The sequence below is a fragment of the Serratia liquefaciens genome (assembly GCF_027594825.1).
Classification (GTDB): Bacteria; Pseudomonadota; Gammaproteobacteria; order Enterobacterales; family Enterobacteriaceae; genus Serratia; species Serratia liquefaciens_A.
Genome location: NZ_CP088930.1, coordinates 3,498,176 through 3,518,193 on the forward strand (window position 1 = coordinate 3,498,176; position 20,018 = coordinate 3,518,193).

The 20,018-nt window shown below is 56.9% G+C and carries 19 protein-coding genes; 6 read left to right on the plus strand and 13 right to left on the minus strand.

Going from position 1 to position 20,018, the window contains the following annotated elements:
- Positions 1-156: 156 nt before the first annotated feature.
- Entirely contained in the window at positions 157-1,179 is a 1,023-nt protein-coding gene (locus LQ945_RS15980) for a LacI family DNA-binding transcriptional regulator (protein WP_270101197.1), read from the plus strand.
- A 91-nt stretch (positions 1,180-1,270) separates the two neighbouring features.
- Here LQ945_RS15980 and LQ945_RS15985 read toward each other — a convergent pair whose 3' ends face one another.
- The 4 genes from LQ945_RS15985 to LQ945_RS16000 form a co-directional block, all read right to left on the minus strand.
- Entirely contained in the window at positions 1,271-1,525 is a 255-nt protein-coding gene (locus LQ945_RS15985; protein ID WP_270101198.1) for a hypothetical protein, read from the minus strand.
- 281 nt (positions 1,526-1,806) lie between these two features.
- Positions 1,807-2,769, minus strand: coding sequence for a GTPase (yjiA, locus tag LQ945_RS15990; protein ID WP_270101199.1), 963 nt, complete (start codon positions 2,767-2,769; stop codon positions 1,807-1,809).
- A 12-nt stretch (positions 2,770-2,781) separates the two neighbouring features.
- Entirely contained in the window at positions 2,782-2,985 is a 204-nt protein-coding gene (locus LQ945_RS15995) for a YbdD/YjiX family protein (protein WP_004953088.1), read from the minus strand.
- Positions 2,986-3,053: 68 nt separating this feature from the next.
- The gene (locus LQ945_RS16000) at positions 3,054-5,234 is read right to left on the minus strand and encodes a carbon starvation CstA family protein (RefSeq protein WP_269934902.1); all 2,181 of its coding nucleotides are present in this window, start codon (positions 5,232-5,234) and stop codon (positions 3,054-3,056) included.
- 304 nt (positions 5,235-5,538) lie between these two features.
- Between LQ945_RS16000 and LQ945_RS16005 the strand changes: the two genes are divergently transcribed.
- On the plus strand, positions 5,539-6,330 hold the full coding sequence (locus LQ945_RS16005) for a nucleotidyltransferase domain-containing protein (protein ID WP_270101204.1): 792 nt from the start codon (positions 5,539-5,541) through the stop codon (positions 6,328-6,330).
- Positions 6,331-6,515: 185 nt separating this feature from the next.
- On the opposite strand, the gene LQ945_RS16010 is transcribed toward LQ945_RS16005, so the two are convergent.
- The 8 genes from LQ945_RS16010 to LQ945_RS16045 form a co-directional block, all read right to left on the minus strand.
- A complete protein-coding gene (locus LQ945_RS16010; protein ID WP_270101205.1) occupies positions 6,516-7,400 on the minus strand; it encodes a LysR family transcriptional regulator in 885 nt (294 codons plus the stop codon).
- A gap of 27 nt (positions 7,401-7,427) precedes the next feature.
- The gene (locus tag LQ945_RS16015; protein ID WP_269934905.1) at positions 7,428-8,120 is read right to left on the minus strand and encodes an MgtC/SapB family protein; all 693 of its coding nucleotides are present in this window, start codon (positions 8,118-8,120) and stop codon (positions 7,428-7,430) included.
- 112 nt (positions 8,121-8,232) lie between these two features.
- Positions 8,233-9,012, minus strand: coding sequence for an ABC transporter ATP-binding protein (locus LQ945_RS16020; RefSeq protein ID WP_270101206.1), 780 nt, complete (start codon positions 9,010-9,012; stop codon positions 8,233-8,235).
- A gap of 587 nt (positions 9,013-9,599) precedes the next feature.
- The gene (locus LQ945_RS16025; RefSeq protein ID WP_270101208.1) at positions 9,600-10,682 is read right to left on the minus strand and encodes a porin; all 1,083 of its coding nucleotides are present in this window, start codon (positions 10,680-10,682) and stop codon (positions 9,600-9,602) included.
- 32 nt (positions 10,683-10,714) lie between these two features.
- Positions 10,715-11,506 carry an ABC transporter ATP-binding protein gene (locus LQ945_RS16030; protein ID WP_270101209.1) on the minus strand — a complete coding sequence of 264 codons (792 nt, stop codon included), beginning with the start codon at positions 11,504-11,506 and terminating at the stop codon, positions 10,715-10,717.
- Positions 11,507-11,521: 15 nt separating this feature from the next.
- Positions 11,522-13,243 (minus strand): ABC transporter permease, encoded by a 1,722-nt coding sequence (locus LQ945_RS16035; RefSeq protein ID WP_270101210.1) that lies wholly within the window; start codon positions 13,241-13,243, stop codon positions 11,522-11,524.
- Between the two features lie 486 nt (positions 13,244-13,729).
- The gene (locus LQ945_RS16040; RefSeq protein ID WP_270101211.1) at positions 13,730-14,440 is read right to left on the minus strand and encodes a trehalose-6-phosphate synthase; all 711 of its coding nucleotides are present in this window, start codon (positions 14,438-14,440) and stop codon (positions 13,730-13,732) included.
- 32 nt (positions 14,441-14,472) lie between these two features.
- A complete protein-coding gene (locus LQ945_RS16045; protein ID WP_270101212.1) occupies positions 14,473-15,852 on the minus strand; it encodes a glutamine synthetase family protein in 1,380 nt (459 codons plus the stop codon).
- A 257-nt stretch (positions 15,853-16,109) separates the two neighbouring features.
- On the opposite strand from LQ945_RS16045, the gene LQ945_RS16050 reads away from it, so the two are divergent.
- The 3 genes from LQ945_RS16050 (at position 16,110) to LQ945_RS16060 (ending at position 17,178) form a co-directional block, all read left to right on the plus strand.
- On the plus strand, positions 16,110-16,424 hold the full coding sequence (locus tag LQ945_RS16050) for a hypothetical protein (RefSeq protein WP_270101213.1): 315 nt from the start codon (positions 16,110-16,112) through the stop codon (positions 16,422-16,424).
- Positions 16,425-16,524: 100 nt separating this feature from the next.
- Positions 16,525-16,875, plus strand: a complete 351-nt coding sequence (locus LQ945_RS16055; RefSeq protein WP_201895778.1) for a type II toxin-antitoxin system RelE/ParE family toxin — start codon at positions 16,525-16,527, stop codon at positions 16,873-16,875.
- A gap of 3 nt (positions 16,876-16,878) precedes the next feature.
- Entirely contained in the window at positions 16,879-17,178 is a 300-nt protein-coding gene (locus LQ945_RS16060) for a helix-turn-helix domain-containing protein (protein ID WP_269934913.1), read from the plus strand.
- 38 nt (positions 17,179-17,216) lie between these two features.
- On the opposite strand, the gene LQ945_RS16065 is transcribed toward LQ945_RS16060, so the two are convergent.
- On the minus strand, positions 17,217-18,293 hold the full coding sequence (locus LQ945_RS16065; protein ID WP_420136165.1) for a YncE family protein: 1,077 nt from the start codon (positions 18,291-18,293) through the stop codon (positions 17,217-17,219).
- Between the two features lie 582 nt (positions 18,294-18,875).
- Between LQ945_RS16065 and LQ945_RS16070 the strand changes: the two genes are divergently transcribed.
- The gene (locus tag LQ945_RS16070) at positions 18,876-20,012 is read left to right on the plus strand and encodes a porin (RefSeq protein WP_270101214.1); all 1,137 of its coding nucleotides are present in this window, start codon (positions 18,876-18,878) and stop codon (positions 20,010-20,012) included.
- The last annotated feature ends 6 nt before the right edge of the window (positions 20,013-20,018 follow it).

Below are 20,018 nucleotides of genomic sequence, written 5' to 3' on the forward strand. Positions count from 1 at the left end.
TTTTACTCTGGCAAGAATTATGATTTTTTGGTTTTTCATTTCGTGAAGCCAGTCACTTTAAGGCCGAAAGGGACGGCAGCGGCAGGCGCGAAAACATTTCAAAGCCGGGGCGTCTTGGGTAGACTGCGCGGAACCCTGGATTTTGATGGCGCAGAGATGGCAACAATACTTGAGGTGGCAAAAAGGGCCGGCGTTTCGAAAGCGACGGTGTCCCGCGTATTATCCGGCAGCGGCTACGTGGGCCCGGAAAAGCGAGAACGGGTAGAGAAAGCCATCGCCGAGACCGGCTATCGGCCCAATCTGCTGGCGCGCAACCTCGCCACCAAAACCACTCAGACCATCGGCCTGGTGGTCACCAACACGCTGTACAGCGGCAACTATTTCAGCGAGCTGATGTTCCAGTCGGCGCGCATCATGGAAGAGCACGGCCGCCAACTGATCCTGGCGGACGGCAAGCACACCGCCGAAGAAGAAAAGGCCGCCATTCAATTCCTGCTGGATCTGCGCTGCGACGGCGTGATCATCTATCCGCGCTTTCTGTCGATTGCGGAAATGGACGAGATCATCTCCCAGCACAAACAGCCGATCCTGGTGATCAATCGTCGGTTAAGGCTGAACGACAGCTACTGCATCTTCAGCGATCAGCACGCCACCAGCGCGGCGGCGGTGGGGCACCTGATCGAACAGGGGCACCGCGATATCGCTTTCATCACCGGCTCGCTGGATTCACCCACCGGGCTGGAGCGGCTTTCCGGCTATAAAGCCGCGTTGGCGGAGCAGGGTATTGCCGTCAATAGCGCCCTGATTGTCGAGGGGAAGTGGAATGCGCAAAGCGGCATGGCGGCGGTCGATACGCTGCTGGCCAGCGGATGCGCTTTCAGCGCCATTGTCGCCAGCAACGACGAGATGGCTATCGGCGCCATCAAGCGGTTGACGGAGCGCCAGATCCCGGTGCCGTCCGCCGTTTCGGTGGTAGGTTTTGATGACATCCCGCTGGCGCCTTATACCATCCCCTCGCTCTCCAGCATGAAAATGCCGGTGACCGACATGATCAAGGAAACCATCAATCGGCTGGTGTCGATGCTGGACGGCGGCGAACTGAGCAAGCGCCCCACCTTCCCGGCCAGCCTGATCCTGCGCGATTCGGTAGCGGCGGGGCCTTATTTTCAGAAGGGGTAAGGGGGGCGGAGGGTTTTATTTTTTTCCACGGTACGTCATATAAATTTTTTGAATTTCAGGATCATCCAGACTGCCGTAGGAGATATTTTCTTTATCTAAACCGTCCAGTCTTTTGTTCGCGGAAGTAACGCCCCTGAAGCTCAAGTATTTCAGACTTGGTAAGAACCCCTTTCCGTTTAAGGTTAACAAGTAGTTGCTCCACATCATCCAATTCGACAGCGTCGTCAGCCAGACCCGTAATGTCAACCGCCATACGGCTCATGCTGCCGCGGTACACTGTAATATCGTGTTCTTCTGCAAGTTTATGGACATAACTTGCGACACTAACGAGAGTTCTTTGGGTCATAGGGGTACTCTCAGTTCTTAGTTAGATTTTAGTATGCCAATACAGCCATGTTGCTAAAGTGCAACGCGTTACGGCTTTCTGAATAGCTGAGTTTAATACCGCTACACCCTAAGCATGAGGCAGGCGGGGGCCATTGCAGGTTAGCCGACCGTTGAGCGCAGGGATGCGCGATACGAGCCCCCAGGGATGGGGTCACGGCGTGTCGGCGTTCTGTATGATTCCCGCCTGTAGCACTATCAGGCGTAGTTCCTTAGGTTGCATCCATTAATGTGGCTTTTCACTCAACCTAATGCCGCAAACCGCTCCCGAATCAACTTCTCCGGCAAATCCACGCCAATAAACACCAAGGTGCTGCGGCGCTCTTGCTCCGGCAGCCACTCGCGATCCCAGTCGGCGTTATACAGCCGTTGTACGCCCTGGAATAACAGCCGGCGCGGCTCGTCCTTGATCGACAAAATGCCCTTATAACGCAGCAGGCTGTCGGCATAGTCCAGCAGCAGGCTTTCCATCACTTCGGAAATCTGCATCAGCTCCAGCGGCTGGTCGTGGTACACCACGATCGAGCCAATGTTGTTCTGCGCTTGCGGAATGCGGCGAAACAGCGGCGCCGGCTGCGTCAGGGTCAGCTTGTCGTTCAGCACAAAGCCTTCGATGTCGAACAGCACGCTGAGATCGATCTCGCCGTGCGTCACTTTATACACCGGTGCGCGGGCGTTCATCTGCTGCAGGCGTTGGATCAGCGTTTCGCAGTCCGGTGCCACGTCGGTTTTGGTCAGCAGAATGCGGTCGGCGTAGCCCACCTGCGCCTGCGCGATGCTGAACTGGGTCAGTTGTTGGTCGGCATGTGCGGCGTCCACCAGGGTGATGATGCCGTCCAGCAGGAAGCGTTCGCAGAGGATCTCGTGCGAGAAAAAGGTCTGGGTGATCGGCCCGGGATCGGCCATGCCGGTGCATTCGATGATCAGCCGATCGAAGGTTAATTGGCCCTGGTCTACGCCGTCCAGCAAGTCCAGCAGCGCATCCGCCAGCTCGTTGGATTTGCTGCAGCAGATGCAGCCGTTGCTCAGGGTAGTGATGCGGCTGGCGCGGTCGCCAATCAGCGCATTGTCGATCGGCACTTCGCCGAATTCGTTTTCGATGACCGCAATCTTGTAGCCGTGCTCGGCGTTGAGAATATGGCGTAGCAGAGTGGTTTTACCGGCGCCCAAAAAGCCGGTCAGAATGGTGACTGCGATGGGTTTCATTACGGGTCCTTATTAACAGCAGCGCATGCCGCCTTTGCCGTCCCCACCGTAGCGGGCCTGCTGGCGTTCGCGGAAAAACTCTTTATAGGTCATCACCGGTTTGTCCGGGTGGTTGTCTTTCATATGCTGGACGTAGGTATCGTAGTCGGGCACGCCCACTAACATGCGCGCTGCCTGACCGAGGTATTTCCCCGCCTGGCCGAGATTTCCGAACATAACCTTCTCCCCAAAAAAATTACCCTGCATAACAGATTTCATTATGCAGGGTATCCGTTAAATCACCATCAGTGCTGCGGTGAAACTTTGACGTCCCCCTCAGTTACGCCGTTGGCAGGCGCTTCTTCAGGCACCGGCACGTAAGGCGTTTCCTGGTCGCTGCGGTTCGGGTTTTTGTGCGCCGCCATGGCGGTCTTCACCCCGTAGAAGATGATGCTGTACACCACCAGCAGGAACAGAATGCTCAGCCCGGCGTTGGTGTAGTTGTTCACCACGATATGGTTCATGTTAGCCACTTGCTGCGCGGTCAGCTCGGCACCGCCTTCGGCGATTTTGCGCTTGTACTCACCGGCCTGGAAGAAGAAACCTTCCAGCTGCGGGTTGTCGCTGAACAGCTTCAGACCCAGGGCGTAAGTGGTGCAAATCAGCAGCCATACCGCCGGCAGCACGGTGACCCAAATGTATTGGGTGCGCTTCATCTTAATCAGCACCACGGTACCCAACACCAGCGCCACGGCGGCCAGCATCTGGTTGGAGATGCCGAACAGCGGCCACAGGCTCTTCACGCCGCCGAGCGGATCGACCACCCCTTGATACAGCAGATAGCCCCACAGGCCCACGCAGCCGGCGGTGCCGACAATGCCGGCCACCAGCGAGTCGGTTTTCTTCAGGAACGGCACGAAGTTGCCCAGCAGATCCTGCAGCATAAAGCGGCCGGAACGGGTACCGGCATCCAGCGCGGTCAGAATAAACAGCGCTTCAAACAGGATACCGAAGTGGTACCAGAAGCCCATGTTGGCGCCGGGAATGATCTGGTGGAACACGTGGGCGATACCCACTGCCAGCGTAGGTGCGCCACCGGCGCGGTTCAGCACCGAAGGCTCGCCGATGTCTTTGGCGGTCTGCAGGATCTGTTCCGGGCTGATGACAAAGCCCCATGAGCTGACGGTCGCCGCCGCGTGGGCGGTCACATCTTTCAGTGACGCCATGATCATCGGCGCATCTTCAGTCCCCAAACGGTGCAGGTCAGGCATGGTGATGCCCAATGCTGCCGGCGGGGTGTTCATGGCGAAGTACAGGCCCGGCTCGATAATCGAGGCCGCCACCAACGCCATGATGGCCACGAAGGACTCCATCAGCATTGCGCCGTAACCGATAAAGCGCGCGTCTTTTTCATTGGCCAACAGCTTCGGCGTAGTGCCGGAGGCGATCAACGCATGGAAGCCGGACACGGCGCCACAGGCGATGGTAATGAACAGGAACGGGAACACCGAGCCTTTCCACACCGGGCCTGTCCCGTCGACAAACTGGGTGATCGCCGGCATTTTCAGCTCAGGGTTGAGGATCACGATGCCAATCGCCAGCCCGACGATAACGCCAATTTTCAGGAAGGTCGCCAGATAGTCGCGCGGCGCCAGGATCAGCCAGACCGGCAGCAGGGCGGAAACGAACGCATAGCCAATCAGCGTATAGGTGATGGTGGTGTCTTTAAAGGTCAGCGCCGGCCCCCAGTACGGGTCGTGGGCAATTACGCCGCCGAACCAGATGGAAGCCACCAGCAGCACGATGCCAATGATTGACACTTCGCCCACCCGTCCCGGACGCAGGAAGCGCATGTAAACGCCCATAAACAGGGCAATTGGCACGGTGGAGCAGACGGTGAACACGCCCCACGGGCTTTCCGCCAGCGCTTTCACCACGATCAAGGCCAGCACCGCCAGGATGATGATCATGATCAGGAAGCAGCCAAACAGCGCGATGGTCCCCGGTACCGGGCCCATTTCCTTTTTGATGATCTCGCCGAGCGAAGCGCCGTTGCGGCGCGAGGAGATGAACAGCACCATAAAGTCCTGCACCGCCCCCGCCAGCACCACGCCGCCCAGCAGCCACAGCGTGCCGGGCAGGTAGCCGACCTGTGCCGCCAGCACCGGGCCCACCAGCGGGCCAGCCCCGGCAATGGCGGCGAAGTGGTGGCCGAACAGCACGTTTTTGTTGGTCGGCACGTAGTTCAGACCGTCGTTATTGACCACCGCCGGCGTTGCGCGGAAGGCGTCCAGCTTCATCACCTTGGTGGCGATATACAGGCTGTAATAACGGTACGCCACCAGATACACCGCCACCGAGGCGACGATGATCCACAGTGCGCTGATGTGTTCGCCACGGCGCAGCGCAACCACGCCCAGGCAGGACGCGCCGAGTATTCCCAGCAGCATCCAGGGTAGGTGTTTTAAAATCCCCTCTCTGTTCATTGAGGTGTCCTTAGTTCAAATCTGCAAAATGAGTGAGTTAATCCGCTTATAAGATGTTTCAGGCACGCGGCCCGGTGCGGATAACGTTCGGGTATAGGTTTAGGAACAGCTCATCATTGCGGGTTGGGGCAGGGGAAGACAGGCGAATTTCAGTCAGCGGTTGGATTCGCCGGGTGAACGGTTGGATTGGCAGGGTAAGCGGTTGGTAGCTGGTTTCATCATGTTTTGAATATAGCGGCGCAGTTGTCTCGGGTGAAAATCGTATATACCCTGCGTTAGATAACGTATGGAAAAGGATAAGGTCATGGAAGAACAAACAGAAGGCGTCAGCAGTGAAATGCGCGTCAAAATAAAAAAGGTGTTGCGTGAAATAGAAGCGCGGTATGACGTAAGGGTGTTATATGCCTGCGAGTCCGGCAGTCGAGGGTGGGGATTCGCCTCGCCGGACAGTGATTACGACGTGCGTTTCTTGTATGTGCATCGGCCTGAATGGTATTTGCGCGTTGAGACGCAGCGTGACGTGATAGAGCTGCCGATAGATGATGAGCTAGACGTCTGTGGATGGGAATGGCGTAAGTCGCTCGGCCTGTTAAAGCGGGCTAACCCGACTTTGATCGAATGGTTGGATTCACCGGTGGTTTATCAGCAGGACACTGAAAGTGTAGAGGCGCTGAAAGGCGTCGTACCGGAATGGTTTTCGGCTAAGCGAGCGCGCTGGCACTATCTTTCCATGGCGCGTAAAAACTTCCGCGGCTACTTGCAAGGCGAGGAGGTGCGCCTCAAAAAATATTTTTACGTTCTGCGGCCACTGCTGGCTGTCCTCTGGATAGAAGCGGGCAAAGGAGTGCCGCCAATGCTTTTCGAGCACCTGCTGGCTGGAACGGTGAGCGATCCATTGTTGTTAGCGGAAATTCATGCCTTGTTGGCTGCCAAGAAAAGAGCCGGAGAAGCAGAATACGGTCCCCGCAGGGAGCTGATACACGCGTTTATCCTGCAAGGGCTTAAAGCTCATGAACAACAGACCGAATTACCAGATAGCCGCGCGCGCAGTGATTTTTCGCTCGATGAATTGCTTTATAGAACTGTCATGGCGTAATGGCCGCGAGCGTTATCGATGAAAGTGGCGCAGGAGAGCGTAATAATACCTTTCTGTGTTGCTGCATTAGCACTGCCGCCCGGCCGCCGCTGTGCTAATACACCCCCCGGAATAACCGGCCGGCTTTAACCCCCTGTTTTTCTGTTCGCCTACTGGGTGCCGAACGTTTCCGGCGGCCTGCGTCTTCAGGTCGTCTGCAGGGTTTGCAGCAGGTGGATAAACGCGGCGCTGAGCGGCGGCGTAGCCGGTTCATGGCGGGTAAAGACGTAAAAGCGCGCGCTGATGTCGATCCCCTGCGTCGGGATTTTCTGCAGGTGCAGTTGCGGCGCATAGTGCGCGACAACCCGATCGCTCAGCAGCGCGATATAACCCTGCTGCCTGACCAGGCACCAGGTCGCCAGAAAGGAGTCGGTCTCGACTATCTGGCCGTGCGGCGTGTAACTCTCGGCGATCTCGCGGATGGCGGCGTGCCCCACCGAGCAGGAGCGCGGCACCACCCATTTGGCCTCGGCCGGCGGCTGCCCGGCGGCGGTAAGGTCGCCCCCCTGATAGAGCGAGAAGCGCTCGCTTTTCAGCGCCTGCATGGCCAGATCGGCGCCGCCCGTCGCGCCGTTCAGGCTGCTGACTGCCAAATCCAGCTCGCAGTTTCGCAGCCGGGCGAGCAGGCCTTCCGGGCCGTCTTCCACCACCGTCACCCGGGTATGCGGGTAGCGGCGGTTGAAGCCTTCGAGCACCTGCGGCAGATAGCACAGCAGCGGATCGACGCTCATCCCCACCCGCAGACGCTTCTCACCGTCAGCGCTCATGCCGCGTAGTTCGTCAAACACGCTGAACAACTGATTGGTGGCGGCGTCTATCCGCCGGTAAAACAGCTCACCCACCGCCGTCAGGCGCACGCCGCGGTTGCTGCGCTCCAGCAGCCGTGCGCCTATGGACATTTCCAGCTCCTTGAGCACCCGGCTGAGCGTCGGTTGCGAGATGGCCAGTTTTTTCGCGGCCTCGTGCAAGCTTCCGCAGTGGACGATATCTTTGAACATCGTCAGATGAGCCAACTTCGGCATGGTTTTCATGATTAGTCTCCCTGAAGGTGAAAGGCATTAGCCGGAGCCAGCGATGCGGCTGTAATAGGCTTGTTTCATCATGCTGTCGTTCAGCAGTTTATTGATGGTCTGGTCGAGCACCGGCGTGGTGACGGAAGCCGGCATCAGCGTGGCGGTGATCTCCACGTCGTCGTCGCCAAAGGGTTCGATATCCAGATGCGAGATAAAGCAGTTTTCGCCTTGCAGCACCTGTTTGAATTTGGCCAGCGCTTCACGCTGCTCATGCTCGAAGGCGATCACGCAAATCTGGTAGGTGGATTCGCCGTTAACGTCATTGAAGGGTTGTTTGTTGACCATATTGACCAGAGGACGCAACAGGGTATTGGCGGCGAGCACGAACAGCGTGGCGGCCAGCGCATCGCCGTACAGGCCGCAGCCGGCGCAGGCCCCGACCGCAGCGGAACCCCAGAGCGTGGCGGCGGTGTTCAGGCCGCGGATGTTCATCCCTTCCTTCATGATGGCTCCGGCGCCGAGAAAGCCGACGCCGGAGACCACGTAGGAGATGACGCGCACCGCGCCGTCGCTGCCGTCGATGGTCATGGCCAGGTGGACGAAGATCGCTGCGCTGGTGGCCACCAGCGTGTTGGTGCGCAGCCCGGCGGTGCGCTGGCGGAACTGTCTTTCGTAGCCGATGGCGGCGCCCAGGACGGACGCGGTCAGCAGCGTCAGCAGTGTATGAATGAAATGCATGATAATAACTCGATATATTATCCGCTTATCATGAGCCACCCGTGGCGGGGTAACTCTTGATAAACAGGTAGTTAAGTTGGCGGGGTTCCGTCCCGCCAAACCATGGCTGCGCTCAGTGCGTGGCGGCGATCTGCCGGCTGAGTGTCTCGCTGATTTTGTCCGTCAGCGGCTGCATTCCCTCGCGGGTGCGCGTCTCGCGGCGCTGCGCGATGTGATAGCAGCCGTCGAGGGTACCTGCGCCCAGCAGGAAGATGCGATCAGACATCATCACCGCCTCCTCTACGCTGTGGGTAACCAGCACGATGGAGCGCGTTTTGATCTGGCGAGTGCTCCAGATACGCAGCAGGTCGCTACGCAGGTGTTCGCCGGTATAGACGTCCAGCGCGGAAAAGGGCTCGTCCAACAACAGCAGTATCGGTTCTACCGCCAGCGCGCGCGCAAAGCCGACTCGCTGGCGCATGCCGCCGGAAAGCTCGCGCGGGTAGGCATCGCGGTAGGGGGCGAGCCCGACCAGATCGAGCATTTTCAGCGTCTGGGCTTCGACCACCTGCGGCGGCAGATCCTGCGCCTGCAGCCCGAAGGCGATATTCTGGTAGACGTTAAGCCACGGGAAAATGGCGAAGGTCTGGAACACCATGTTGATCTGCGGATTTGGCCCCGAGACTTTTTTATCCCCCAGCATCACGGTACCCAGATCCGGCGCGATCAGGCCGGAAATAATACGCAATAGGGTGGATTTGCCTGAGCCGGACTGCCCCAAAATGCTGACGACCTCGTTGTCGTAGAGGCGCAAATTGATTTCATTCAGCACCAGGCGTTTTTCTTTTCCGGTAGGCTGAACGCTTTTGCTGACGTTATTGACTGCTAGCAGCGTGGTTTTTTTTACCATCATGATGTTTCTCCACTCAATTAAAAATATGAGCATGGAAAAATGGCCGATATTTATCGTCGGGCCGGCGTGAAATAAATGCGAGCGCAAATAAGCCTGACCGTTATCGGACTGTTAATAAGCATATGCTGGAGTGATTAGCCTGTCAGGCGCGCCGGACTGGCATGCGCGGAGGCCATGCGCTGAAGGGGTAAAGCGAAGGGATGTGGTAACTAACGCATATCCTGACACTTTCAGGATGCAATGGGATGACTATTGCTCCTGTGACCTCAGCGATTCCAACAATAAAATAAACAACCAACTGTCGCCTTCCATATCTTTCTCCCGTTATTTTTCGTGTGGCCATAATACGCGTGGTATAGCCTGTTATTCAATGTGGTTGCGCCGAATTATGTCGGCAAAATGTAATTTAATATGAATGCGGGAAAAGTTTTCTTTATTAATTAAACGGCGTGTCAACAGAAATAACAAGAATGAATATAGGCATCATTTTATGGAAATATAAACCTGAATTAAACGAGAGAATAACATGGTATGCGGCAAGTCAAATAATGAACCGGCCGGAGGGCGCCCTCCGGCCGGAATGGGGATCAGAACTGATACATGATGCCGGTTTCGACGATGTCGTCGGCGCTGGCACCCACGGCGTTCTGCCGTTGCAGCAGGTTGAGTTTGTACTCCACGTAGGTTGACATGTTGGCGTTGAAGCTGTAATTCAGCGCCAGATCCAGGTATTTGACCAGATCGGCGTCGCCGATGCCGGGCAGGTTACGGCCGCGCGTTTGCAGGTAGGCCAGCGAGGGCGTGACGCCGGAATCGAAATGATACTGCGCGACCGCCTCGACGGCGTCCGCGCGGGGAGCGAAGCCGGCGTAGCGATCGCCGTCGACGTAGGTCATGTTCTCGGTGCGCGCGTAGCTTGCCGCCAGGTAGAGGTTGTCTTGGTCGTATTTCAGTCCCAGCGTCCAGGCCCGGGCACGATCGCCGTCAGCCAGACCGAAGCGCTGTTGCGCCAGGGTGCGCGCAGAGTTGGCGTAGGCGGCGCCAAAGTCTAGCCCTACGCCGGTGTCGTAGGTGGCGGAAAAGGCGTAGCCATCGCCGTTTTGTGTCTGAATATCCTTCGCCCGGAGGGCGTCGTCCCCCCGATTCTTCCCCTGATATTGCAGGCCGAGATCCAGACCGTCCAACAGTCCACCCAGGCTGCGGTTATGGTAGGTCAGCAGGCCGTTGGCGCGACCGGTCATGAAGTTGTCGGCCGCTTCGTAGCTGTCGTTGCCGAATTCAGGCAGCACGTCCGTCCAGCCAGCCACGTCATACAGCAGGCCGTAGTTGCGGCCGTAATCCAGGCTACCCCAGCGGCCGAACGTCAATCCGGCAAAGCCCAGACGGGTATAGCTGTCGCCCGGCCCGGCGCTTTCCGCCTGATTAAGCCCCGCCTGATATTCCCACTGCCCATACCCCGTCAGCTCGTCGCCGATTTGCGTCTCGCCTTTGAAGCCGAAGCGAGTGTAGGAGCGGTCACCGTTATTGCTGGCGTCGCTGCTGAAGTAATGCACGCCGTTCAGTTGGCCGTACAGATCCAGTTTATTACCGTCCTTATTGACGATTTCCGCACCGGTGGCGGCAGCCGGCAGCAGGATGACCAGCGTCATCAGCAAGCTTTTATGGTTCATTTCAATTCCCCAAGTGGATGAAAACAAGGCCGTTAACCGGCCGATTGCGATTGCGCGATTTTTCTGTACAGGCAGCTGCGGATCCGATCGGTGAGGTGCCGCAGGCTTTCCCGGTTGCGCGCCGCGCGAGGGATGTTGACGCTGAATTCGTCGTCGATTCGTTTGTCGGCGGCGTCCAGGATCAGCACCCGATCGGACATCAGCACCGCTTCTTCGACGTCGTGCGTCACCATCACCATGGCGCGCGTACGCAGGTGGTTTTCTCCCCAAAGCGCCAGCAGATCGCCCCGCAGTTTTTGCGCGGTAAAGATATCGAGGGCGGAGAAGGGCTCGTCCAGCAGCAAGATGTCGGGCTCTACCGCCAGCGCCCGGGCGAAACCCACGCGCTGGCGCATACCGCCCGAAAGCTCGCGCGGCCAGGCGTGCTCATAGCCGGTCAGCCCCACCAGGCGTAGCAGCGCCCCCAGCCGCTCGGCGATCGTCTGCGGCGGCAGCTTTTGCGCCAGCAGGCCGAAGGCGATGTTGTCGTACACCGTCAGCCAGGGGTAAAGCGCGTAGGACTGAAACACCATGCCGACGTTGGCGCTCGGGCCGTTGACCGGTTTGCTCGCCAGGGTGAGCGTGCCGCTGTCCGGCGGGATCAGCCCCGCCAGCATGCGCAGCAGCGTGGACTTGCCCGAGCCGGATTGCCCCAGAATGGTGACGAACTCGCCGGCGTGTATGGCCAGCGACACGTCGCGCAGCACGGGTTTGGGGTGTTTGTTTTCGCCGATAAACGTCTTGTTCAGCCGGCGGGCGCGGATAATCACGTCTTGAGTCACCATGTTGTTCCCCATTGATCAGTCATATTTGAATTTGGTTTCCGCTATGCGATACAGCGGTTGCCAGACGAAGATGATGCACAATGCCACCAGCGCGCACATCGCTGCGCAGCCCAGTGCTGACTCCGGGTTCTTGCCGGCGTCGGTCACCACGGAAATGAAGGCGCCCAGCCCTGTGGCGCTGAGGGTGGTGCTGCCCCACTGGATCACCTCGGCGGCGATGGCGCTGTTCCAGGCGCCGCCGGCGGCGGAGATGATGCCGGTCACGATGTAGGGGAAAATCGCCGGCAGCATGTAGTAGCGCCACCAGCGAAAGCGACGCAGGCCGAAGGTTTCGCTGACCTCGGTGATCTGCGTCGGAATGGCGGAGACGCCGGCGATCACGTTGAACAACACGTACCACTGGGTACCCAGCATGATCATCGGAATGGCCCACCAGCCGAGATCCTGATGATAAATGGCGATGAAGGCGGCGATCAGCGGGTAGAAAATGTTGGGCGGAATGGCCGCCAGGATCTGGATGATCGGCTGGAAGATCTTCACCAGGCGTGGATTCATGCCGATCCAGACTCCCAGCGGCGTGAAGATCGCCACGCTGAGCAGCATAGCCGCGACCACGCGCGCGGTAGTGAGCAGCATCCACTCCGGCAGCATGGCGAAGTACTGTTTGGGGAAGTATTCCCACAGCCGGTAACCGAACCAGACGCAGGCCAGCACCACGCCGAGATACCACAGGCTACGCCACAGCCAATTACCTTTGGCGGCGAGGCGAAACAGGCGGTGCAGGCAGAGGGCGTACCACAGCCGCGGCAGCTTGAACAGCCACAGGTCAGCCAGCGCGCGCAGCGTGCTGCCCAAAGCTGCGCCGATGTGCGAGAAGGCCAGACTGTTGTAGAACCACGGATTGCCGAACGGCCGATTGGCGGTGACGTCTTCATATTTGAAACGGGCGGTGTAACGCACCAGCGGGCGGAAAACCAGCTGATCGAGCAGCACGATATTGGCAGCCAGCGCGACGATCGCATACAGGATCGCCGCTACGTTCTGCTGCGCCAGCGCTTCGGCGATATAGGAGCCGACGCCGGGTAATTCGACCGAGCGATCGCCAACCGGAATGGCTTCGGAGGCCACCAGGGCGAACCAGGCGGCGGACTGCGACACCATGGCGTTCCACAGCAGGCCCGGCACCGAATAGACGAACTCCAGCCGCCAGAAGCGTTGCCACGGGTTGTAATTGAAGCTGCGCGCGGCTTCGTCCAGCTCCTTGGGCACGATGCGCAGCGTCTGATACAGCGTCAGCATCATGTTCCAGGCCTGGCCGGTAAACACCGCGAAGATGGCGGTGCACTCCAGCCCCATCACGCTGTGCGGGTAGAGGTTGAGAAAGTACACGGTGGTGAAGGTCAGGAACCCCACCAACGGCACCGACTCCATAAAGTTGACGAAGGGCAAGATCACCCGGCGCAGCGGCGCATAGCGCGCGGCCAGCACGGCGAACACCAGAGAGAACAGCAACGACCAGACCATGCCGAGGAGAAAGCGCATGCTGGTTCTGAGCGAATAATAGAGCAGATTCCAGGCATCGAGATTAATGGCGGAGACGTTCTGTTCATTGAAGTCGCCGTGCATGTCGCCCCAGGCGCGAATAAAAAATGCAATGAAGAAAACGCCGATGGCGATAACGATAAAGTCATTTAAATAAGACTTTCTGAAAATAGATGTACCCCGGTTATTTTGCATAACGCAATACCTTAATTTTCCCATAAGAAATCCGTCGGCGCTCGGGGGAATATTCCCGGCGACCTCAGATAAATACCGCTACAGCGGTTGAGACAGACGTTGTTTTCGCAGCGGGGCGATGGGCGGGCCGGCAGAGCGGGAAAGGCCGTCAGAAGGGGAGCGGTTGCCGCATTCCGTGTCTTTCAGAATGCAACCTGGGTGGCATTACTGAAAGGCGCCCAATAGAATTAGCGTAAAACTAAAACTTTCATCGCCCATAGGGCCCTCCTCGGTTTAAATATGGCAGGGAGAGGGTAATGTGTTTTGCTAATAAAAAGCAATTGGTGGCATGCGGTTTTTATTGTTGATGTGTAACAGGATGAATATTCATTTTTTAATCGCTATATTCAGAAAATAAAATAACCTATTGCGATGGCGATAAATACGGTAAAAGTAAATCGAAGCGAAATGAAACGGCGCGCCTGAATGTCGCGCGCCGCCGTAAAATCAATAAACCTGTCTGCCATTGATCCCGGCGGGGAAAATGCCGGTGGCGAAGATGTGTCCGTTAACCTGCAACTGGTCGTCGGGCAGCATTTCGACCGGGTATTCGTGGGTCAGATAGCTGAGAAAGTTGTTGCGGTCGTCGAGCGTCTGAAAGCCGATCAGATCGTAGAAAAACAGCGATTCGATTAAGCCGTGGTGCTCGGGGATCTGTCTGAGCAGCGCCGTCGACGGGAACGGCAAATGGAAGAAGAACGCGCAGGGGTTCAGCAACCCCTGTTCTTTCAGCGCCTGGCCGCAGGGCAACAGCTGGTAATCATCAATGCAAATGATGTCGTTCGGGCAAACATACTCGCAGGCGATATCGGCGAAATGCCGGTTGAGCTGCCGATAAGCGCGGTAGTTCTCCGGCGTGAAATGCGCCTTCTCCGGCCGGTTATGGAACACCGGCCACAGGCCATCGTGATAGTAGCCCTGATAGTGGAAGTGAAACTCCTCGGTCGACAGCGGAAAGGTCACCTGTTCGTAGCCGCTGCGGTGCTGGTAACTGACCGGGCGCAGCGGCGCCTCGCCAAAGTTCTGTACGTCACCGTTCCAGCCCAGCCACAACCCGCGATCGTCATCGCTCTGGCTGTCAGGCGATAGGGCCTGCGTAGCGCAGGCCAGATCCTTGCCGTCACACTGCTTATTCGAGATCAAAACCAAACGAGACATGCTGCGTTCCTTGTTCAGGTTACGAATAGGGGTTAGAGCATCCAGCGGGTTTCCGCTTCGGTGACCTGCGCTTCAAAGCGGCGCAGCTCGGCGCTCTTGCAGGTGTGCCACAGCGCGGCAAACACCGGGCCGAGGCTTTCCTGCAACGGCGGGGTCTGCTGGAACAACGCCAATGCCTCCTGCTGGCTGAGCGGCAGTGCCACCGCGTCGCCATTTTCATAGCCGTTGCCGCAGGCCGCCGGTGGCAGGGGCTGCGCGTGCTCCAGCCCATACAGCATACCGCTCAGCATCGCCGCTACGGCCAGATACGGGTTGGCATCGGCCCCGGCCAGCCGGTATTCGATGCGCTGGTTGGCATTGTCGGCGCAGGGCAAACGCAGTGCCACCGTGCGGTTGTTGTGGCCCCAGGAGGCGCGCAGCGGCACGTGCATGCCGGGGCGAAAGCGGCGGAACGCGTTAACGTTTGGCGCGAATATCGCCATCGAGGCCGGCATCAGCGCCAGCATGCCCGCCATCACCTGCGTCATGGTGGCGCTCAACTCGCCCGGCGGGCTGGCCAACAGGTTGTTGCCCTGTTCATCCTGCAGGCTGATGTGAAAATGCAAACCGCTGCCGGCGGCCTGGGCACAGGGTTTGGCCATAAAGCAGGCGTGCTGGTGGTGTTTCTCGGCGATCTGGCGCGTCAGCCGCTTCAGGGCCAGCACCTGATCGCAGGCCTCCAGCACGCGAGCGCTGTGATGCAGGTTCAGCTCATACTGGCCGGAGGCCGCTTCGGCGACCACCCCGGTCAGCGGCAAGGCCTGTAGCCTGGCCTGATGCTCGATGTCATTGAGCAACGCCTGGTGGCGCTCCGGCGCATCGACAGAAAAACTCTGCGTTGGGCACCGTCCGGCGTCAGCCGGTTGCTGCAGCGGATCCTGCAGATAAAACTCCAGCTCTGCCGCCACGACCGGGAAGTAACCCTTGGCATGCAGGCGTTTTAGCACCTGTTGCAGCACCACGCGCGGCTCCAGTTCGCAGGCGTCGCCGTCGGCATTTTTCATCGTCAGCAACAATTGAGCATGGTGCTGCGGATCGCGGGCGCAGGGCCGCAAGGTACCGGGCACCGGAAGACATAACCTGTCCGGCTCGCCGGCCTGTTGGCCCAGTCCGCTCTCTTCGATCACCTGGCCGCCAAGATCCATGGCGTAGATCGACAGCGGGAAATAACAGCCTTTATCCAGCGCAAAAAGCTCGGCGACAGGCAACCTTTTTCCGCGGAATTGACCGTTCAGATCGTTGAGATAAATATCGACGTGTTCGGTGTCCGGGTAGCGCTGTAAATACTGTTCCACTTCTTTGTGGAATGAACGCGCCTGCGAAGCGGGAATATCTGCCAGCAGCGGGTTAAAACCAATAACGTTAGCATGCATGGCAGCCCCCGAAATAAATGAAAACAGCGGGGGAAATTATTATCAGGGCAGGGGATAAACACATGAGGCATCCGTCTCGTAAGGCCATATTGGCGATGTAATGATGTTATCCGCGCCCCTAAAACCTGTCTGTAAAAACGCCGTAACTTTATTTATGGCCGGAATAAAAAAGCTGTAAATAAGGGGCGTGGTTCTGATGGCCGAAGAATAAAAGGCTGCATATACTGCTGAGAACGCCGTTATAAGGAGAGAAAATAATGATCAGAGTTTTTATCGTGTTTGCCGCCGTGATGACGGCGTTCAGCGCCGGGGCCTCCTCTGAAGCGGCATGGGCCAGCGGCGATAAAGCACTGCAAGCCGCCTGCCTGAAAGCCAGCAGTTTGAAAGGGGCCAAAGCCATCGGCAGCATTATCCATTATGGTGACGACGTCGGTTACTCGGCCCTGTTGATCGCCGGGCGCTATCCGCAGGCGTTTATGCATAACAAAGCGGGCAAAGAGCTGTGCCTTTACCAACGAGCCACTAAAAAGGCGGTGGTTCAGGACGCTGACGAGATGGCGGGGAAGCCATAGCAGCAGGGTTCTTGGCAGTACAGTTTTAAAAATGGCGTTGTAATTATAGGCTGTGCTCTATATCTTATTTATAGATTGTAGTCTATAAAAAGGGAATGCCATATGGACTGTCATAACAACGGAAGAGTTTGATCGATGGTTTGTATCGCAAGATGACCTTACCCAGGAAAAGGTGCTTGCTGCATTGGTGATGCTTGAGAGAGGTGGCCCCAACTTATCCCGCCCATTTGTAGATTCGTTGAAGGAGTCGCAGCATTCCAATATGAAAGAGTTGCGAATCCAACATAAGGGGCGGCCAATTCGTGCTTTCTTTGCATTCGATCCTGTACGCCAAGCTATCGTTTTGTGTGCCGGCGACAAGACAGGCAATGAGAAGCGGTTTTACAAAGTCATGCTACCTATTGCCGATGCGCAGTTTACCCAGCATTTGATGTGTAATTTTGAGGAGTAACCAATGGGTACTTTAAAAGAAATGTTAGCTTCGCGTACCCCTGATAGCAGGCAGCGAATTGAGGAAATGGCAGAGGAAATGCTGCTGGAAACGCGCTTATATGAGGTGCGGGAGGCACTGGATATTTCACAGCAAACACTGGCGAATAATCTCGGTATTTCGCAACCCTCTGTTGCTGCTATAGAGCAACGTGGCAATGAACTGAAGATTTCGACATTAAAACGGTATGTGGAAGCGATGGGCGGAACACTGCGGCTGGATATTGAACTGCCGGATGGCAAACACGTTGGATTTAGGGTTTAAAACGATAAAAAAAAGGGCGCCGAGGCGCCCTTATGCTGTTATTTCAACGCGATACGGATCACGTCGTCCGGCGCCGTGGCTTCTTTCTCACGGCTTGAAGCCTGTTTGACGCTCACGTACAGCGTCTGACCATCCGGTGACAGCGCCAGGCTGTTCGGGTGGGTTGGGGTCTTGATGGTTTGCAGCAGCTTGTAGTTCTTGGCGTCGATCACGCTGACCTGGCCTGCCTGACGATGGGTGACATACACCTCATTGCGCGTCGGGTTGAACAGGACCGCCAGTGATTCCGGCACGTCGATTTTGCTCAAAATCTTGCCGTCGCGGGTATCGACCACCAGCACCTGTGCTTGCTTGGAGTCGGTGATAAAGGCGCGATGCGTGGCAGGATCCAAGCTGGTGTTCAGGAAGAAGTGCTCTTTGGACTCGTCCAATTTCTTGCGGCTGAGCACCTTGTTGGTTTTGGTGTCGATAGTCACCAGCTCGCCGTCGGCGTTGGTCACGTACAGGCGGCTTGCGGCCGCATCCAGCGCCAGACCGGTACCGTATTTGCCGGTTTCGGTGATGGTGGTGCGCAGGGTCAGGTCTTTGCCGTCCACTACCCAAACCACGCTGGATTCACCCAGCCCGGTGATATACAGGGTGTCGGTGGTGGCGTCGGCCACCAGCTCACGCGGTGCCAGCGGTTTTACCGTCTCGGAGCGTTTACGCGCATCCAGCACCAGGCGGCCTTTAACCTCACCGGTTTTACCGTCGATGGCCGTGACCGAGTTATTGACGGTGTTGCCGAAGAATAGCGTGTCGGTTTTGCTGTTAATGGCCGCGCCGAAAGGTTTGATATCGTTGTGAATGATCTGGGTGATATCCAGCGTTTGCGGATCCAAACGATACACTACGCCGCCTTTGTCCAGCTTGCGGCTTTGTGAGGTGGCCAGATACAGCGCGTTCTCGCCCTGGCTGTAGACCATCTCATAAGCGCCTTTGCCGACGGGCTTGCGCAGCAGTTCCGGCTCGCCCTGGGCCAGCAGCGGGGCGGAAAACAGCATTGAAGTGAGCAGCAGCAGTGGGAAAGCGGCGCGTGCGCCAAAGCGGCGGCTGGTGGTTGTTGCAGAGTTCATAACCTCTCCATGGAGTTAAAATGCCTGTCGCCGCAGGGCGGTTGCCCAGAGGCTAAAAAGCTCAACATTGAATTCAAAGCAAAATCCGGCCGGTCGCATCGCGCCGGGCCTTCTGTTTGCGAATAATAATCATTATTCATGCTGGAGGGGAGTGATTTCTACCCAGGCTGGGGTGAAAATCACAATGTGAAGAGTGGGCAGAAGGTTGCCGATGCCTTGCCGCCGCGTGGGTTTCCTGGTTTTCCCTGCGGGCAGATAACAAATAATTAATTTAGCTGCGTTATTGTTTGGTGGCTGTAATAATATTTATTTGTTATCTCTTATAATAAAAACCCGATAATAACGGAGGTTTCTGCAGGTTAAAAAACCTCATTTTGTACGTTATATGAGCGGTTAATTACATTGTCTTGCATTGAATTACAGTTGAATACTTTTAGGGTGAAAAAGTCATCCGGTGGTGAATAATCTCAGGTTATGACATGAATTTTTATAACTTGCGTCATTTGCACACATCGGGTAATTGTTTATGCGTGGCTTAAGACCACCGTATTTATAAAAATAATTTTTCGGGCAGGGGTAATAATGAGATATATAAAAACGCCAATATTCATTGGCGGCGTTGTGCTGTCGGCGTTATCCGCCGGTGCGCAGGCAGAAATCACCATTCTGGATAAAAACCCGCAAAGCAATGTGTTGCTGGCACCACTGAGTTTGAAAGTCGGCGGCAGTATTCGCCCCGAGTGGATATTTAATAATGGCCCGGAGCCGGGGTATTATAAAAATGGTCACGACGGCGGCACGCGCTTTCGCTTTAGCGGCGACTATGCGCTGACGCAGGATACCTCGGTTATAGGCTACTACGAGTGGGGTGTCGATCTGGCACATGCGCTGAGTTGGGACGGCCACTACAACGAAGACGGCAAACGCGACTATCAGCGCCAGCTGTATGGCGGCTTCAAAGATGACCGCTACGGCACCTTAACCTTTGGCCACCAATACGGCATTTATTATTCGGTTGTCGGCATTAAAAGCGACGTCTGGGATAACGATGGGCATGCGGGCGGCACTGGCATTGGTATTTCCGGCGACTACGACGGCGGTAATAAACCGAAGAACAGCCTGAAATACACCAATGATTTTGGGCCGGTTACCTTATACGCCAACTATTTATTGCCGGAAGACGAGTTGCACACGGCGGATAATCTCAGCTATCGCCGCAAAGGTGGCGGCGGGGTAGGGTTCGATTATAAGGCGACGAAGACATTAACGGTAAGCGCGGCTTACAGCTACACCGACGCAAAAATCAAAGACAACCAATATAACGAGAAAGAGTATCACCAGCAGTTATCCGGCACCGCGCTGACCTGGCAACCCAATAACTGGTATATCGTCGGGACCGCCAGCTATTACAAAGACTATGTGCCCAGCACCCGTGAACGTACCTTGTCGCATTATTTCGCCGGGAGCGGTTACGGGGTGGAAGGTTTTGTCGGTTATACCTTTAATATCGACAAGCCTTTCCTGAAATCGATCCAACCTTATGTGGCTGCGGACTCGCTGCAATTGAAGGGCGACGAAGAGTACCACGCCAATCACGTATACCTCGGGGTGGGGACCACCATCGGCTATGGCCTGTCGGTGTATGCGGAACGGACGCTGGCCAACAGCAGCGACAACGAACCGGACTCCACCTGGGTGACGGTGTTCTACGACTTCTGATCCCCC

Coding starts and splice junctions, on each gene's coding strand:
- LQ945_RS15980 (WP_270101197.1), top strand. CDS start 157: ATGGCAACAATACTTGAGGTGGCAAAAAGGGCCGGCGTTTCGAAAGCG.
- LQ945_RS15985 (WP_270101198.1), bottom strand. CDS start 1,525: ATGACCCAAAGAACTCTCGTTAGTGTCGCAAGTTATGTCCATAAACTT.
- yjiA (WP_270101199.1), bottom strand. CDS start 2,769: ATGAAACCCATCGCAGTCACCATTCTGACCGGCTTTTTGGGCGCCGGT.
- LQ945_RS15995 (WP_004953088.1), bottom strand. CDS start 2,985: ATGTTCGGAAATCTCGGCCAGGCGGGGAAATACCTCGGTCAGGCAGCG.
- LQ945_RS16000 (WP_269934902.1), bottom strand. CDS start 5,234: ATGAACAGAGAGGGGATTTTAAAACACCTACCCTGGATGCTGCTGGGA.
- LQ945_RS16005 (WP_270101204.1), top strand. CDS start 5,539: ATGGAAGAACAAACAGAAGGCGTCAGCAGTGAAATGCGCGTCAAAATA.
- LQ945_RS16010 (WP_270101205.1), bottom strand. CDS start 7,400: ATGAAAACCATGCCGAAGTTGGCTCATCTGACGATGTTCAAAGATATC.
- LQ945_RS16015 (WP_269934905.1), bottom strand. CDS start 8,120: ATGCATTTCATTCATACACTGCTGACGCTGCTGACCGCGTCCGTCCTG.
- LQ945_RS16020 (WP_270101206.1), bottom strand. CDS start 9,012: ATGATGGTAAAAAAAACCACGCTGCTAGCAGTCAATAACGTCAGCAAA.
- LQ945_RS16025 (WP_270101208.1), bottom strand. CDS start 10,682: ATGAACCATAAAAGCTTGCTGATGACGCTGGTCATCCTGCTGCCGGCT.
- LQ945_RS16030 (WP_270101209.1), bottom strand. CDS start 11,506: ATGGTGACTCAAGACGTGATTATCCGCGCCCGCCGGCTGAACAAGACG.
- LQ945_RS16035 (WP_270101210.1), bottom strand. CDS start 13,243: ATGCAAAATAACCGGGGTACATCTATTTTCAGAAAGTCTTATTTAAAT.
- LQ945_RS16040 (WP_270101211.1), bottom strand. CDS start 14,440: ATGTCTCGTTTGGTTTTGATCTCGAATAAGCAGTGTGACGGCAAGGAT.
- LQ945_RS16045 (WP_270101212.1), bottom strand. CDS start 15,852: ATGCATGCTAACGTTATTGGTTTTAACCCGCTGCTGGCAGATATTCCC.
- LQ945_RS16050 (WP_270101213.1), top strand. CDS start 16,110: ATGATCAGAGTTTTTATCGTGTTTGCCGCCGTGATGACGGCGTTCAGC.
- LQ945_RS16060 (WP_269934913.1), top strand. CDS start 16,879: ATGGGTACTTTAAAAGAAATGTTAGCTTCGCGTACCCCTGATAGCAGG.
- LQ945_RS16065 (WP_420136165.1), bottom strand. CDS start 18,293: ATGAACTCTGCAACAACCACCAGCCGCCGCTTTGGCGCACGCGCCGCT.
- LQ945_RS16070 (WP_270101214.1), top strand. CDS start 18,876: ATGAGATATATAAAAACGCCAATATTCATTGGCGGCGTTGTGCTGTCG.